The following is a 17,359-nucleotide window of genomic DNA, read 5'->3' on the forward strand; positions in this document are numbered from 1 at the left end:
GAGGAGTTTTAATGGCTACAACGACCTTACAAGGCGCCGCCGTTATCGACAAATCAATTATCAAAAAGACGTCAACCGCATCGACGTGCTTTATGGGGCTCGGTCAGATCCTCTATTTAAAGCAATATGTGCGCGGCGCCTTTTTCGCTTTGATGGAATTGGCGGTCTTATTTTTGATCTTTTTTGATCAGACGGTTATGCAGTTCAATGGAAAAGGCCCCATCGTGCGGAGTCTGATCGGCCTTATCACACTCGGAGAAGAAAAACCGAATGTCCCTATCAAGATGAAGGATCATTCCATCTTCATGATGATCGGCGGCCTTATCACCGTATTGCTGCTCGTCGTATTTATTGGCATATATGTTGCGAACGTGATCACTGCCAAAAAAACGGCGGCCTATATCGTGGAAAAGCAGCGTTATCCGTCCGCGGCGGAAGCCCGTAAGAAGTTTGTCGAATCGGCCTTTCCGTATCTCGGACTGAGCCCTGCAATCCTGTTGATCTTGTTTTTCACTGTTTTGCCGCTCATCTTTTCGGCGCTGGTTGCCTTTACGAATTATTCATCGCCCAAGCACATTCCGCCGAACAACCTTGTCGACTGGGTAGGTTTTGAAAACTTTATTACAATGTTTAATTCAAAGATGGCAAACAGCTGGTTCTCCGCTTTCGGGCGCGTCGCTCTGTGGACGGTTATCTGGGCGTTCTTTGCAACCACAACCTGTTATTTTACCGGTATGATATTCGCAGTTATCCTTGTCGACAAGCGCATCAAGCTGCCGAAATTCTTCCGAACCGTGTTTATCCTGCCGTATGCCATTCCGGTTATGCTGAGCTTGTTCATTTGGGCGAACCTTTTAAACGGAACATTCGGCCCTATCAACCGCTCGCTGATGCAGTTCGGTCTTTTGAGTGAACCGATTAAGTGGCTTTCCGATCCGTTTATGGCAAAGATTACGATGCTGTTGGTTAATATTTGGATCGGCTTTCCGTATAGTATGATATTAATTACCAGCAATATGACGGCCATCCCTGCGGATATTTATGAGGCGGCAACCATCGACGGCGCGAATAAGATGCAGCAGTTCTTCCGCATCACACTCCCGCTGGTGCTGTTCCAAACGATGCCTATTCTCATTATGCAGTTTGCCGCCAATATCAACAACTTCGGCGCGGTATACTTCCTTACTGCAGGTGGTCCGAATCTTGACGACAGTATTCAGACAAAGGCAGGCGCAACCGATCTGTTGATTTCGTGGATTTATAAACTCACGTATGATACGCCGACTTTATACAACCTTGCCTCGGTACTTTCCATCCTCGTGTTTGTCGTGCTGGTACCGTTCGCAGTCTATAATTTTACGCATACTAAGGCGTTTAAAGAAGGAGAACTGTAATGAAAAAGCATTCTCTGAGTACCATACTGGTACTGATTATCCTGTATACCGTCCTTATTTCGACGGTACTCTTTGTCCTCTATCCCGTTGCTTTTACCGTCGGCGCGGCGTTTACCAAGACTAATTCGTTGGCGGCAACAAGCATTTCTCCTATTCCCAAGGAACCGTCGGTGTATCAGTTTAAACGGCTTTTAACACCTGCGGACAAAATCGTTGAAGGTACAACCGATGTGCGCGGCACCAACTACGTTAAATGGTACGGCAATACCCTCAAAATTGCGGTGTTCAATGTTCTTTTGACCTTGGCTGTCTGCGTAACCGCCGCCTATATCTTTTCCCGTTTTAGGTTCCCGCTGCGAAAGCCGCTGCTCGCTTCTATGATTGTGCTGCAGATGTTCCCCAGCTTTATCGGAATGGTTGCAACGTATGTGTTACTATGGAAGATAAACGGCTTAAATACCCATTGGGGGCTCCTTTTGGTATATGCGGCGGGCAGTGTGCCCTTTAACGTATGGCTGATGAAAGGCTATTTTGATACGGTGCCGAAAAGCGTTGAAGAAGCCGCCCATGTCGACGGTGCCGGTTCGTTTACCACATACGTGAAAATCGTACTGCCGATGGTAAAGCCGATGATTATGTTCCTTGCGCTTACCAGCTTTACCGCACCGTGGATGGACTTTATCTTCCCGCGCCTTATTTTGCGCAGCGATGATAAAAAGACCTTGGCGCTCGGCCTTTTCGAGCTGATTAACGGCCGCGCAAACGATAACTTTACGATGTTTGCTGCAGGCGCGCTGCTCGTAGCAGTGCCCTTTACGCTGCTGTTTATGGCAGGACAGAAATTCCTATTAAAGTCCCTTGCTGCCGGCGCGGTAAAAGAGTAGTGTATATTAAGAAAACTAGGGAAACACTGATTAATTCGAAGGCGAATTAATCAGTGTTAACATTAAAATTTCTTGTTTCGTAATAAGTCTATATATTATAGGCAATTAAAGACTTATGAGAAACAAGGGGAAGTGCAGATTAAATGCGCTCCTCGCTTTAATCAGCACTTCCCTAAGAAAAGAGTTGTTTTTAGCTAAGCTATAAATTAAAGGAGAGTACAATGAAAAAACGCTTTTCAATCCGTTACAAATTAATCATCATCTTTGGGACATTGATATTGGCTGCAGGGGTTATCGAAGGGCTTCTGGCAGTTCGCTCGGCAAACAAGGCTGTAACTGAAAAGGTCGAAATGCATCTGATTGACAAAGCAACAGATACGGCGGAAATTCTCGACGGACGTGTGAATACGGTGTTTCAATTTTTGGAAGGCATAGCCCGAATACCTGTATTACGTGATGATGCCATTACATTTAGAGATAAAATGTTACTGCTTGCTGAAGAAGCAAAATTCAATTCCATTATCAGTGAATTATATATTACCGATAAAGGAGGAATCTTGCATAACTTAGACGGATCTGAGATTGCATTTGATGATACACAATGGTTTCAGGCCGGTATGAACGGGGAAAAATATACGGAAGAACCCTATATCGATGTGGAAAATAACATATTTATTACATTTTCTTTACCGGTATATGATGACAGTGGGACTATTATCGGAGTATTGGGCGCTGATGTTGACGGTTCATGGCTTTCCAATCAAATTGCCGATATTGTTGTAGGAGAAACGGGAGACTGTTATATTTTAGATAAATTAGGGAATACGATCGCTGACAAAGACTTTAGTTTGGTTGAAAATAGCTCAAATGCTTATGAGGAATCTAAGACCGATGTATCGCTTGAATCCGTCGGTACATTTGAAAAAATGGCTGTCCAAGAGGAAAAATCGTCAATCGGATATTTTGAATACAAGGGGATAAAAAGGATTGCCTCTTATGCAAGGATGAAAACGACAGGGTGGACGGTTATCATAAATGCTCCTGTGAATGAGTTTATGGGAACAGTCAATACGCTGCGTATTTCGATGCTCGGTATCGGTGCAGTAATTTTACTTATCGCACTCGTTGTCATCTACTTTGTCGCCTGTGCAATGGTAAAACCTGTTAAAACGGCGGTTGACGCACTGAAAGATATCGCACGAGGTGGAGGAGATTTAACGGTGTGCCTTCCCATTCACGGCAATGATGAAGTTACGGATTTGTCCGAATATTTTAACGAGACGATTGCAAAAATCGGTTCATCTATCCGGCATGTTGGAGTGAACAGCAGTGACATGGAAGAAATCGGGGATGAACTGGCGTCCAACATGACCGAAACGGCAAGCGCTATCAATGAAATCAGTGCTAATATCGACGGGGTTAAACAGCAGGCGATGACCCAAGCGGCAAGTGTGACTGAAACGGCGGCTACTGTTGAAGAAATTGTCCGCACCATTAAGCAGTTGAATAACAGCATCGAAACACAGGCTGCAAGCGTTGCCCAGTCTTCTTCTTCCGTAGAAGAAATGGTTGCTAATATCGCCTCTATCGGGCAAACACTCGGCAAAACGGACGAGGTAATAAAAACACTTACAACAGCGACCGGCGACGGCAAAGCTACCCTTGTAACTTCAAATACCGTAACGCAAAAGATAGCTGAGGAATCAGGTTCGCTGATGGAAGCGTCTAGTGTTATTCAGCATATCGCTTCACAGACAAACCTTTTGGCGATGAATGCCGCGATCGAAGCCGCTCATGCGGGAGAAGCAGGCAAAGGTTTTGCCGTCGTTGCCGATGAAATCCGTAAGTTAGCAGAAGATTCTGCTGCACAGGGAAAGACCATCACTTCAACGCTTAAGACCTTATCGGGAGAAATTGAAACCCTTTCCGCTTCGTCCAAAACGGTGGAAGAAAAGTTCAATGTAATTTTCACCCTTGCGGCGCAGGTAAAAGAAATGAGCGACCGTCTGACCGAAGCAATGCGGGAACAGGAGAACGGCAGCAGGGAAGTGCTGATTGCAATTAAAAGCATCAATACAGTAACCACGGAAGTACAAGCCGGTTCCGAAGAAATGCTGAAAGGCGGGGAGAGTGTTGCGGAGGAGATGCGCAAGCTCGACGGCCTTACCCGCGTTATAACCGACAGCATGAACGAGATGTCATCCGGCGCGGTACAAATCAACAACGCCATACAGGAAGTGAGCGAGATTACGCAGAAGAATAAGCGGAGTATTGAGGCACTGGCACAAGAAGTTTCCAAATTCAAAACATAAGTTAGGGGGTATTTTCTTTTTTTCCGATAAAAAGAAAATACCCCCTACAACCCCCATCTATTCAGTACCGCCACGCACGGCGGTGGTTCCACGCAGTAACCAGTTTGCTTGCAAACTGGCAGCTCAAGAATGTGCTAGGACGCACATTCTTGAACGGCATCCATACCGCTGCTGAAAATTCTTAATGTGGTTTTCTTATTTTTCCTGCCAAAATGGCGGCTTATGCGCTATATATCGGGTATGACTATACATTCAAATGTACGAGAAAAACCGAATATACGAGAGCGTCTTTTGGCGTATGGAGCGGAACAGCTGAGCGATGTTGATTTGCTTGCGGTTCTTCTGCATACCGGTATTGCGAATAAGCCGGTAACAAAGCTTGCCGAGGAGATTATCCGACATATTGATACACGGAAAACGGAAAGTATCGAAGCGGCGTTAAAGACTATTAACGGGATCGGAGATGCAAAGCTATCAACGATACTCGCAGCGTTCGAACTTGGCAGGAGATATTACGGTGTCGGAGGCGAAAAAATCCGGCATCCGAATGATATTGTTCCGTTCTTGCGGCATTATTCGGTGCGTAAGCAAGAGCAGTTTATCTGTGTATCGCTGAACGGGGCGCACGAAATTTTGGCAATCCGTGTAGTTTCGGTCGGGACACTGACGGATACGCTGGTTCATCCTCGTGAGGTATTTGCTGACGCGCTTGCCGACAGAGCCGCCACGGTTATCCTTGCACACAACCACCCCTCAGGTGCTTTGGCTCCTTCTGCTGAAGATTTAAACTTGACTCACCGGCTCTGTGAGGCGGGACGCCTCTTAGGAATTGAGGTATTGGATCACATCATTTTGTCGCCGAACGGTGAGTATATGAGTTTTATCGAGGCAGGAATCCCGCTCGCATAGGGGTGGGATAAAAAGCGGATCGAGGGCGGTATGCTTATCGGCGCAAAAAGTTACGGAAAGCGTAAGCGGGGTAACGTTTTGCGTTACCGGAATAAAACCATCCTTTTATTGCTTCAAAAGCGGCAGGGGATAAGTAGGGCAGGGAAGCCTCTGATATTTTCTGCTTTAAAAACAGGTCGAGCCATCCGAGTATTAACAGCCTGTAGCGCATATAAAGTTCGATATCGAACCAGCCTGAAAGCATATTGCCTTTGGTATCGAGCCCGCTGCTATGAACACCGTTTTTAATGGCAAAAAAAGCCGTGGGTGCGGATGTATTGCAGTGCTCATAAAATTCAAAGGTTTTTTCAGGATACGCAACATTATCCCTGTTGCCGGTAACAATAAGAACAGGAATGTGCATGGCTGTTAGATCGGTACCGAGAACCTCATTTTTGCCTCCAACTCGTTCTACTAAAGAAGACGCCCCGTTATACGGATTTAACGCAACCACAGCACCGATATCGGGGTGTGATTTTGAAAAATGCAGCGCCGCTGTCCCTCCCATAGAGTGTCCGATTATTGCCATTTTTTGCATATCTATTCGCTTAAATAAACGGCTTTCGGGATTTTCGCTTGCCGTTTTTAAAAGGGTATATGCCGACTCAAATGCAGCGATAAACTCTTCGGGGTAACTTTTTTCTTTTGCCGAGAGAATCGCAGCGACATATCCCTGAGATGCAAGATAACGGGCAAGGCTTGCATTCGGCTTTTTTGAAACATGCCAGCCATGGCTGATAATAACGAGCGGGTATGTTCCCTCAAGTACCGGATAAAAAACGGTGAGTGGAGTGTCTAAAACACCTTCATCGGTTAATTCAGGTGCTGAAAAAGCGTGATTGAGTTCATAGTTGTAGATGCGGTTATGTTTTTTAAAAGACTCAGGGTTCAATACGGCAACTTCATATTCGAGCTGTGCGTCACCGGTTTGCGCATACAGTACGGTGGTTCCGTTTAACAGAAGTAGTAAGACAAAAAAGAAACATGTGCGCGGTAAAAAAAATATCGTTTTATATGTTTTCATAAAATCTAACGAGCCAATAGTTCATTATACGGGCGTATTTCGATAGCTGATTGCGGAACTTCTAAAGCGGCGAGTAGCGTATTGAAAATGCTCTGCGCATTACGGATATGCCGTTCGTAAGCGGCGGTATCGGAACCTTCATCGGGGTAGAGGACTTCGATTTCCAAAAAATACCCGATCGGATGTATGAAGGAAAGCTCCGCCGACACCGACCGAGTATCTTTGAGTATGTCCGCGGAAAACAAGCTTGCGCGTGGAACAAAAACTTTTGTCTCCTTTTGTTTCTCTGCAGTGCAGGTCATACCGAGACTTTCGAGCATTTCGGTAAAGACCGGTACGGACACAGCTGCAAGTTCAAATTCAAGTTCGCGGTTGGTTTCTATCATATCGGTATAGTGTTTCTGCTTATGCGTTACCAAAACTGTTTCCTTGGTACCAATCAGTTCCCGCCGTACCCGTACCGTTTTTTCTCCGAGCGTCCAGTACCGGTCGGTCTTGATGCAGCGGAGTGAAAAATCTGCGATACGGGATAATAGCGCTTCGGTTTTTTCGGGATGTTCAAGATGCGCCTTTAATTCGATTTCGTGCATACGTTAATCTGTGCTAATCAAGCTGTGCCAATATGGAAAGCGGTTGAACTTTACGCTTGAACGCCTGTTTTAACCGCACGAGCGAGTTCTGCGCCTCGTTCTTCAAGCAGCCGAATATCTGCGTCGAGCAGCTTACCCTGCCATTCATATTGTTCCGGATGGTTCCATTTCAGAGCGGCTGCTTTTTGCTCGTATTCTTTCTTTGCGCCGCCCGACCAGCCCCAGTTTCCGATACGCAGTACCGTTTTATCGGTAATATGCTTGCGTTCAAATAAATCCAATACGTACGCCATCGGCGGGAACATCTTGTATTCATACGTCGGCATCGCAAGTACCAAGCCTGCCGCCTTGTACGCATTACCGAGTATGTAGGATACGTCCGTGTCGGGTATGTCGTGGATGGTGTAGGGGACTTGTTCGGCTTCAATTCCTTTGATAACGGCGTCCAGCCCTTGTTTGGTATATCCATACATGGAACCCCAAATAATGCAGATTTCTTTTTCGCATTCGCCGCCGGTGTTGTAACCTGCAAACCGTTTGTACAGGGAAGAAATACGGTCGGGATGGGAGCGCCAAATAAGACCGTGACTCGGCGCAATACATTTGATATCCAGCGCTGCAAGTTTGTCCAAAGCCTTTAAGACAAAGGTACTGAAACTTGCGACAATGTTTGAATAATAGCGCAGCGCTTCCGCTTCGTAAAACTTCAGTTCTTCCTCCGAATGCTGATCGTCAAAGATCTTTTCGCCGATAGCGCCGTACGATCCGAATGCATCACAGGAAAAGAGGACTTTAGCGGCAGGGTCATAGGTCATCATTGTTTCCGGCCAGTGCACATTCGGTGTTTCGTAGAATTGGAGAACTTTTCCGCCGCCAAGGTCAAGACTATCTCCCGTTTTAACCGCATGGAGGTTTCCCTGCACCTTAAAAAACTTTTCGACTATCGCCAGCCCTTTTGACGTACTGATAACTTCCGCCTGCGGATTACAGGAATGGACATATTCAATCAGATCGCAATGGTCGGGTTCCAAGTGATTCAGAATAAGATAATCGATGTCCTTGAACGAAAGTCCGATGGATTCCAGTTGTTCCGTATAGCTTTTTAACGAGCCGTCCCAATCACGGACAATATCGATCAAAGCGGTCTTTTCACCTTTTACAATATATGAATTGATGCTTACTCCTTGAGGAAGCATCCATAAACCTTCAAAACGGCTCGTGCGTGCACAAATATCCGCATGGATACAGTATATGCCCCCACTTATTTCTTGCGCTTTCATAGTGTCCTCCATAATCTAAGGAAAACCTCTCATTTGCATTGAGGCTCGGTGAGCGTTAGGTGATATTAGTACCGGCAGGTACCGGTGTTTCGGGTTTTAGCAGAACGCAGATTGATGAATCTTCGGATTCTGCGCAGAGCAGCATTCCCTCGGAAATATGTCCGCGCATTTTAGCGGGCTTGAGGTTTGCAAGCACGATAATCTCTTTGCCGACTAATTCTTCGGCACTATAGTAGTCAACGAGGCTCGAAACGATTTGGCGCGGCTTTTCTTCGCCGAGGTCTACCTGTAAAATGTAGAGTTTTTCCGCATTTTCAGCTTTTACACATTCCAAAACCTTGCCGGTTTTCAGCTGTAGTTTTGCAAAATCATCATAGGTAATTATTTCAGTTGTGTTTTCACTCATGCTGCTCAGTATATGAGAAAGAGCCGAAAACTGCAAGCCGAGGAGAGAGCAGCGGTATCAGCTTACCGTTCAGGTAGGCAGCTGTTTTTTGTATATACGGACAACTGTACAGGGCATCTTTAGAAGCTATCCGAGTTTAAAAAATGCTCTAGCGGGCATCTTCTAAAAATCTAACCGAGTTTTTAGAGATGCTCTAACGTATCTCCAGCTGCGAATACAGCGTTTTCCCCGCGGAATTCTTAGGGATAGCTTCGATAAAAAAGACATGGAACACCTTTGCCGGAAGCCGTGTCGTTTGTGCAAGGTATTCCGATATTGCGCGATGCTGTTCTTCCGTTTTAAGCGTTGTATAAACGCAGAGGAAGTCGTCTTGCCCGATACAAGCGAATTCGGCATCGGGAAAGGCGGCGGACAATAGCCGTTCGGTATCGTCTAAATTAACCCGATTACCGAATACCTTGATAAACCGCTTTTTTCTCCCAACGATAAAAAAATACCCGTCCGAATCCCGTTTTGCCATATCGCCGGTATGCAGCGTTCCCTGCCACTCGTCGCCTTTTGCTAAATCGGCAGCGCATTCCGCATATCCCATCGCGACATTCTGTCCGTGGTATACTAATTCGCCGACAGTATCGGGCGCGGTAATTTCCGCACCGGCTTCGTCAATCAGTTTTAATTCTCCGCCGGGGATTGCAATACCCATACTGCCGCATTTTTCCATTGTCTTATCCGGCGGCAGATATGCCATGCGCGGCGCGGCTTCGGTTTGCCCATACATCACAAAAAAGCGCCGTCTGGTGTTCAGGCTCCATTCGCCGAATTTTTGATGCAGCTCGTATGGCAGTTTGCCTCCCGCCTGCGTCAGTGTTTTGAGCGCCGGCAGCTCCATTTCGGTCAGTCTTAGACGGGAGAACATTTGATAGGTATAGGGGATGCCCACAAGCGAGCTGACGTTTTCTTGTTTAATCCGTGCCCAAAACGGGGCGGTTAAGATATCGTGCCCGGTCAATATGACGGTTGCGCCCATAAGGACATGGCTATTGATAATGGACATTCCGTATGAATAGCTCATCGGCAGCATAGTTATCGGCCGCTCCTTGTCGGTAATGTGCAGGTATTCTGCGATTGACCGTGCGTTTTCGTAGATATTGCGGTACGTTAAGCGTACGAGTTTGGGGCTGCCGGTACTCCCCGATGTGGTGAGGAGCAGCGCCAAATCCTGAAAAAGCTCCGGCCCTTTTTCATCTGAACGGAGCAACACACTGTCCGCTATCGTGATAACGGGCTTATTCATCGGAAGGATGTTTTGCGTTTCTTCCGGCAAATCGTGCGGAACGTAATAAAAAGCAGGGTGATAGGTTTGAATTAAATGGTGTAAAAGTTCCGGGGCAATGTGTGCGTCCAACAGGAGCGGTACGGCCCCCGCCTGTAAACACCCGAGGTACCCGAGCAGTGTTCCGGGTGAATTGCTGCAAAGGAGAAACACGAGCCGATGCGCAGCCTCTTTCGGAAGCGCTGCCGCAGCTTTCTTGATTTCGCCGTAATGCAACAGTTCGCCGCTATCGGTTATCGCCAATACCCGCTGCGGATCTTTTTCGGCATATCTCAATAATTCCATATTGCACCTCATTACTCATCGCGAAAAAATCTAAGGGAAACCTCTAAAAACCTTGAGTTTTTAGAGGTTCCTCATCGAATAACTCTATTGGAGTACCTTACCGGTAATAAGTTTATAACAGCTTATATCGACGGGTAAGAACCTTCCCAGACGATTTTTTTGTACATATCGGGATCGGTATCTCCTTCCGTTGAAAAGCACAGTATCTTTGAGTTTTTATCGAGCTTTAATGCCGTGCGTAAATCCTTCATATCATCGTGCTGCATAATTGCGGATAAGAGACCGAAGGGGACGGCTCCCGATTCTCCTGAGGTAACCGGCGTATCTCCTTTGATGGGAGCCGCAAGCATACGCATACCACGGGCAGAAACCCAATCGGGCGCCGATACAAAGCAGCTGGTATTATTTTTGAGGATATCCCAAGAAATGGTGTTCGGTTCGCCGCACGCGAGTCCTGCCATAATGGTTCGCAAATCTCCCGTTACAAAATGAGGTTTACCGTCTGCTGCCGTTGCAGACCGGTACAAGCAGTCCGCAGCGCGGGCTTCCACGACAACGGTAGTGGGGCAATTGTCGGGGAAGAGGTTTTTAAAATATCCTTGTATGGCGCCCGCGAGCGAACCGACGCCCGCTTGCACAAAGATATGGGTGGGGCGGTCTACTCCCGCCGCCTTGAGTTGTTCGGCAGCTTCAAGCGCCATCGTACCATAGCCCTGCATAATCCACGCGGGGATTTCTTCGTATCCTTCCCACGCGGTGTCCTGTACCATAACGCCGTGCTCCGTTTTTGCAGCAAGAGCGGCAGCCATGCGGACGCATTCGTCGTAGTTGACGTTTTCGATGGTAACCTTTGCGCCTTCTTTTGCGATATTATCGAAGCGAGTTTTGGTAGAGCCTTTGGGCATCAGCACGACCGATTTTTGACCGAGTTTATTTGCAGCCCACGCAACGCCGCGTCCGTGGTTTCCATCGGTTGCGGTAAAAAACGTAGCCTGTCCGAATTCTTTCCGCAGCTTTTCGCCGGTCAACACGTCGTAGGGGAGTTCCGAAACATCTTTTTTGAGCTGTTTTGCAATGTATTTTGCCATCGCAAAGGAACCGCCGAGCACTTTAAAAGCATTTAAGCCGAACCGCCACGATTCGTCTTTGATAAATACCGAACCGACGCCGAGCATATCCGCCATATTTTTTAAGGGTACCAGCGGTGTCGGTGCATATTGTGGGAAACTTTTATGAAACGTATGTGCCTTATTGATTTCATCTAAAGCCATCACCGCAAGCTGTTTGTTGTCCGTTTTCGGAAGCTTATTTTCCGACCAAAGAATCTTTTCCATATATAACTCCTTTCAATCGAGCATGAGGGTGTTCCAAAAATGTTCAGTTTTGGACGGGTTTCTTAATGTTAAGAACAAGCCTTATGCAAAAAAAATTTGTTAGAATCAAAATATTTATGAGTTTATCATAGCACAGATACAAGATATGTCAAGTTCAAGAAGGGCGAGCGCATCAGAAGTATTTTAAGCGCTTGCCTTCCTTACTGTACGAAATTTTATCCAAAATTTCGTACAGCTTTTTTTGTAGACAGGCAAACGCATCAGGCAGAATAGATAAAAAACGCAGAAGATTGAGGCTGTGAGACCATTTGAACCGCGAAGAGGTTCAACTCTGGTTGAACGGCCTCAATCTTCTGCGGGGTTGTTAAAAAACGGCCTGATACGTTTGCCCTGAGAGCTGTGGTCTAAAGCTCCGCTGCTCGATGCCGAAACTATAAATAGTAGAAAGATGCCGTATGCATCAAGCAAATGATTATGTTTATCGATGTATGGTATTTTTCATTATGTGGAGGGTAATGTATGAAATTGTATTCAATCAAGAGTAATCCGGGGGATGTTTCTTATTTTTCAATCCTGAACGAAACGGACAAGGGATATTTTATCCGCATCTGCCATGATAAAGAAGGGTATGAGAAGATCAGCGAAGAATTTCTTGATAATGATATGTTTGCGCTGTGCCTGCGTACCGGATATATCAGCGAAGTTCCTGCCGAGACTCACGGAGTCGCTTAATTGATTAAAAAACTATAACTCGCGATGTTTTTAATAAGTCATTTGTATTTATAGACTTATTAAAAACTCGACGGGCGCCTCTATTCCGAAGGATGCGAAGCAAATCTAACCGAGTTTTTAGAGGCGCCCAAACATTAGCCACAATTATTCTACGTCTTTGATTTACTTGCCTGATGCGTTTGTCCTAACGGTCTTTTTTGGTAACCAAGGTTCTTTTTGATTAAAAATGCTGATTTTTATGATCTTTCCATTGCTATTTTCCTAATAAATAGGATATATTTGAAGCATGACAGAACTGTCTTCTCGGTATCATCACATTTCCGTCTCTATAAAAAAAGGCACAAAAATGTGCAAAGGACTTGACATGCCGAAATACACCCTGCATAATTCACAGCTTCACAGCTTCACAGCTTCACAGCTTCACAGCTTCACAGCTTCACAGCTTCACAGCTTCACAGAGGCATAGTCTTTTTTTTACACATCTACATTATCATTTTTTCTCATCAGCGTATGCATAAAGAACAAAACGACTTCTCTATGCGGGCACCTCTAAAAACTTTAGTTTTTAGAGGTGCCCATGGATCTTTTTTATAACAGGCGTCGATAAAAAGCCGGTGAGCATTTTACCGATGCGGCTTATCGTAACGGAGGAACGTATGCGTAAAGCTTTTATTATTTTAACTGGAATGCTGTTTACTCTTTTGTTTGCATCCTGTAATCAGTTTACCGCAAATATAGACGACTATCTCAGCTATTGGGCATCGGAAGCCTATATTACCGATTCAAGCATAAAGGCGGTATTACAAAACGACCTCAACAGCATACCGAGTGTCCCCTCGGCTGAAGATGTTTCCGTCACGTTTAAGCTGAAAAATCCTAAATCTTTTTCGCTCGATTTACCTCCGGCGGCAGACCCGGCAAAAAAGGTGATTGTGTTTGAGCATTTAACACAGGCTCCGGTAGTGGGTACGGATTATACGCTCACACAATCCGAAGACCGGCAAAGTCTGACCCTGACGTATAAGGCTTCTTTTTTACAAGCGTATGAATGGGGTGCGCAAGACCTTTCTTCCACCCTCTCCTTGTATGCTGTAGACGGCCGCCCCTTTAAACAAACCTACACTCTCAAGCTAAAAGCAAATACACCCCCTCAGAATCCGAGTTTCACCGTTGCAAAGACAACCGGTTCGCCTGCTTATTATGTACTGTGTATCACTATTCCTGATATGGATAAGAGGGTACCGGGCGGACTTTTGCATAAAGACCTTGCCCGTATTGAGGTTAACGGAACACCCTATACGTTTTCGGTTAATGAAGCGAAAACCGCGTTTACCAAGCCGGAAGCTGATGTCTTTATTACACATTCCGATGTAGAAAAGCTGAATGAGCCGGACGCCGATGATGTTCCCGCCGATAGCAGCTGGGTACTGTACTATAAAACCGATGTTGAAGTGAAAGACGGCGCTGCAAAAAAAGACTATACGATTAAACTGATAGACAAAAAAGGCTTAGCTTCCGGCATAGTGAACGCAAGTACAAAACCGAATAAAGCAGAAACAGAAATTGTCCGCATCACGAAGGGCACAAAGATTTCCGGCAACGGCGACAGCGAATCCGATCCGACTATCATCGGTACCGACAGCAGCGGAGCGACATTAAGCGTTTCTTCTGCAACCGGCAATACGACAGTGCACTGCACGCTGACTGAAATAGGCGGTTCAACTCCGGTAAAGTATGACGGCAATCCCGTTACCGTGCCGCTTCCCTTAAACGGCGCCGGTGAAAAAAAATACAAGCTGGAGTATTACACGGACGGCGAAGGCCTTGCGGCAACGCCGGTACAGACGGTTTATTATAAGGTTGTGCAAGGACACACGGTAAGCTTTGATGCAAATACCGGCGCATATCCGGACGGCACTACCGCGGTTTCCAAGCACGTGCTGCACGGCGCTACAGTTTCAGCACCGGATCCGCTGCCGAAAAAACAAGGATTCGGAGTAACCGACTGGTATAAAGATAAAGCCTGTTCTGCAGGAAAAAAATGGGAGTTTGCATCAGACACCGTAACCGGCAATATAACGCTCTATGCACAGTGGACGGCAGGAAACAGTACATATACGGTAAAACACTACAAGCAAAATATTAATGATGATAATTATACGCTTGCTGAGACGGAAACCAAACCCGGCACGACGGACGCATCTATCTCTGCTGACAGCATCAAGAAAAACTATGAAGGCTTTGAGTACGATCACATTGACTCTACAACCCCGACAATCGTGGCAGACGGTTCAACGGTGGTAAAAGTATACTACAAGCGCAAAACATACGCGGTAAACTTCAACGTAGACGGTCCAGGCGGTAGTATCGCTGTAACGGCTGTTACCGGCGGCTCTTTACTATCCGGAAACCCCGTTACGGTAAAACACGGCGGAAGCGTAACCTTTACCGCAGTGCCTGCTGACAACAGTTATGAAGTCGATAGGTGGAGCACCAATGTAGGAAACATTTCATCCGACAAAACACAAGCCACGCTTTCCAACGTAACCGGTAACGGTATAACCGTAACGGTCAAGTTTAAAAAGAAGATTTACACTGTAACCTACCTCGTAGAAATCGTAGACGGAGAAGCGGGAGGAAAGATTAAAGCCGATTCAGGTAACTTTGTAGAAAACGGCAGCACATCAGTTGAATACGGCGGAAGTGTAGGCTTTACCGCGGTTCCCACCAATACAGACTGGAAAGTTGCGGAATGGAAAAAGGACAATACCGTAGTAAACGGAACAAACTCAACCTATACACTTTCCAACATAACCGAAAATAAAGAAGTAACGGTGAAGTTTTACCAGTCGCACATAAGCAGTCCGGAAACGTGGAAAGACCTTTTGCGTGCGGTTAAAAGCGCACCCGATAACAGCACCATCACCATAAATGGCGAAATAAAGGCGACAAATGACGAGGGCAATAAGGGCATAATTAATATCAGAAAAAGACTTACCATAAAAGGTAACAACCCTTCCGCTGCTTTGAATGCAGACAGCAAGTCGGGTATTTTTGATGTGTTTAACACACTCACCCTTGAAAACATAACGCTTACAAAGGGTGCAGCGTTCTACTACCAGTCAGGCGGCGCCGGCGTATACGTAAATCCGTCCGGTACACTCATTATGGAAGGCTCAAGCGTTATTACCGACTGCTCGGCGGCGAATTCCGGCGGCGGCGTGTATGTAGGCGGCGGAACCTTTGAAATGCACGGCACAAGCGCTATCACCGGCTGCACGGCAAGTAAAGGCGGCGGCGTTTATGTAAGCGGCGGAACCTTTAAAATGCAAGATTCCGCAATCGTTACCCCCTCTACCGGATCTGAGCAATATACGGCGGGCAAAAACGACGTGTATTTGGAGAGCGGAAAGATGATAACCATTAACGGAACGCTTACCGGTACGACTCCCGTTGCGCGCATTACAGTACCGAATACGGCCTACAACACGTCCACACAAGTGCTTGCCGACGCGATAACAACAGGCTCACCACAAAACTACACCAAGTTTACGGTAACGCCGCAGGATGTGGTGGACGGGAAGATGTTTTGGTATATTACTGATGCCGGTAAGTTGAAAGCGGAAGTTGAGGATCTTCAAACGTTGAAAGAAGCAGTTCAGGCTGCACCTGCCGATAATACGCCCTTTGTTATAAAGCTGGCAGGTACTATCGACGACCTTCAAACGGTTCAAATACCGAACGGGAAAAAGATTATGCTCAAGGCTGATAACGCAAGTAAACCTGCAATCTTAAAATGTCCTGACAATGGGCATGGGCAGGCCCTGTATACATACTTTGAGGTACAAAGCGGTGCGTCGTTAACATTAGAAGGACTGATAACATTGCAAGGAGTTGACTCCGGCTATCGGAAGATACACCACGCGCTCTCTGTAAACCATAATGGCAACGCAGAAATCAAAAACGGCGTAACAATTACCGGGTTTAAAAATTCCTGGGTTAACAGCGGGGGTGAGCATGCCGGAAACGGTCCTGTTTTTGTAAACGGAACACTTACCATGTCAGGCGGAACGATTGAGAAAAACACAGTCGATAATCTGAATGGCTCTTTGTGGTCTGGTGGCGGCGGCGGCGTATATGTAGGTGAAACCGGAAAGTTTATAATGAAAGGCGGGACAATTACCCAAAACGAAGTCAGCGGTTATAACCCCTCCGTCGGTGGCGGCGGCGTATATGTGGACGGGAGCTACAATGGTGGGGACCCCATACGTGGACAGTTTACGATGGAAGGCGGAACAATTGAGAAGAACACAGGATACGAGGGCGGTGGCGTACTCGTAAAAGGAATATTCGAGATGAAAGGCGGCAAAATTACCGAGAATAACTCCAATAATGGTAAGGGGGTGAGGGTTTATCATCAGTTTGACTGGTATGGCGGCGAAATAACTACAAACTATGGCTTTGGTAATGCAGTAGTTGGTCCTTGTAATAACCAGTCCGGTAATACGGCAAGCTAAGGGGGGGTAATGGATAATGGATAATGGGGAATGGGTAATTCAATGGGTAATGGATAATTATGAATTACAAATTACACATTACCAATTACAAATTGATTACAAATTACCAATTACACATTACCAATTAGTTATCGGGAGCATTGAAGTATGAAGAAAATTGTGTAAAGGCAGCGCTCTGTGCGCTGGTATTTTTGGGCGCTTCCCTTCTTTTTGCTCAAGAGGTAAAAGCGGTTAAATTAAAAAAATCGCCAAGGCCGCAAAGTTCGCAAAGAGGAAAGTAAAGAATACTTCAAACAAAGCTCCCCTTAAATTCCTTTGCG

The 17,359-nt window shown here is 46.2% G+C and carries 12 protein-coding genes; 6 read left to right on the forward strand and 6 right to left on the reverse strand.

All coding sequences use genetic code 11. The features are described from left to right. Positions 1-11 precede the first annotated feature (11 nt). The 4 genes from ABK01_RS05365 (at position 12) to radC (ending at position 5,499) form a co-directional block, all read left to right on the forward strand. A complete protein-coding gene (locus ABK01_RS05365) occupies positions 12-1,394 on the forward strand; it encodes a carbohydrate ABC transporter permease (protein WP_016524051.1) in 1,383 nt (460 codons plus the stop codon). Further along, the gene (locus tag ABK01_RS05370; RefSeq protein ID WP_016524050.1) at positions 1,394-2,278 is read left to right on the forward strand and encodes a sugar ABC transporter permease; all 885 of its coding nucleotides are present in this window, start codon (positions 1,394-1,396) and stop codon (positions 2,276-2,278) included. The genes ABK01_RS05365 and ABK01_RS05370 overlap by 1 nt, the downstream gene beginning before the upstream one ends. 221 nt (positions 2,279-2,499) lie before the next feature. Further along, positions 2,500-4,590 carry a methyl-accepting chemotaxis protein gene (locus ABK01_RS05375; protein ID WP_253676505.1) on the forward strand — a complete coding sequence of 697 codons (2,091 nt, stop codon included), beginning with the start codon at positions 2,500-2,502 and terminating at the stop codon, positions 4,588-4,590. A 240-nt stretch (positions 4,591-4,830) separates the two neighbouring features. Next, positions 4,831-5,499: a RadC family protein gene (radC, locus tag ABK01_RS05380; protein ID WP_253676506.1), complete on the forward strand. Its 669-nt coding sequence runs from the start codon at positions 4,831-4,833 to the stop codon at positions 5,497-5,499. Between the two features lie 34 nt (positions 5,500-5,533). On the opposite strand, the gene ABK01_RS05385 is transcribed toward radC, so the two are convergent. From ABK01_RS05385 to dpaL, 6 genes are all read right to left on the reverse strand, one after another. After that, positions 5,534-6,562, reverse strand: a complete 1,029-nt coding sequence (locus ABK01_RS05385) for an alpha/beta hydrolase family protein (RefSeq protein WP_253676507.1) — start codon at positions 6,560-6,562, stop codon at positions 5,534-5,536. A 5-nt stretch (positions 6,563-6,567) separates the two neighbouring features. Then, positions 6,568-7,152 (reverse strand): CYTH domain-containing protein, encoded by a 585-nt coding sequence (locus ABK01_RS05390; protein ID WP_253676508.1) that lies wholly within the window; start codon positions 7,150-7,152, stop codon positions 6,568-6,570. Between the two features lie 50 nt (positions 7,153-7,202). Further along, complete coding sequence (locus ABK01_RS05395) at positions 7,203-8,432, reverse strand: FprA family A-type flavoprotein (RefSeq protein WP_253676509.1); 1,230 nt, start codon at positions 8,430-8,432, stop codon at positions 7,203-7,205. Positions 8,433-8,487: 55 nt separating this feature from the next. After that, on the reverse strand, positions 8,488-8,838 hold the full coding sequence (metG, locus tag ABK01_RS05400; protein WP_206181518.1) for a methionine--tRNA ligase subunit beta: 351 nt from the start codon (positions 8,836-8,838) through the stop codon (positions 8,488-8,490). A gap of 193 nt (positions 8,839-9,031) precedes the next feature. After that, positions 9,032-10,456 (reverse strand): AMP-binding protein, encoded by a 1,425-nt coding sequence (locus ABK01_RS05405; protein ID WP_253676510.1) that lies wholly within the window; start codon positions 10,454-10,456, stop codon positions 9,032-9,034. A gap of 122 nt (positions 10,457-10,578) precedes the next feature. Next, a complete protein-coding gene (dpaL, locus tag ABK01_RS05410) occupies positions 10,579-11,790 on the reverse strand; it encodes a diaminopropionate ammonia-lyase (RefSeq protein WP_253676511.1) in 1,212 nt (403 codons plus the stop codon). Between the two features lie 519 nt (positions 11,791-12,309). Here dpaL and ABK01_RS05415 point away from each other — a divergent pair. Further along, positions 12,310-12,522 carry a hypothetical protein gene (locus tag ABK01_RS05415; protein ID WP_253676512.1) on the forward strand — a complete coding sequence of 71 codons (213 nt, stop codon included), beginning with the start codon at positions 12,310-12,312 and terminating at the stop codon, positions 12,520-12,522. A 656-nt stretch (positions 12,523-13,178) separates the two neighbouring features. After that, positions 13,179-17,039, forward strand: coding sequence for an InlB B-repeat-containing protein (locus ABK01_RS05420; RefSeq protein WP_253676513.1), 3,861 nt, complete (start codon positions 13,179-13,181; stop codon positions 17,037-17,039). Positions 17,040-17,359: the final 320 nt, after the last annotated feature.

It is taken from the genome of Treponema sp. OMZ 305 (assembly GCF_024181325.1).
In the GTDB taxonomy this organism is placed as follows: Bacteria; Spirochaetota; Spirochaetia; order Treponematales; family Treponemataceae; genus Treponema.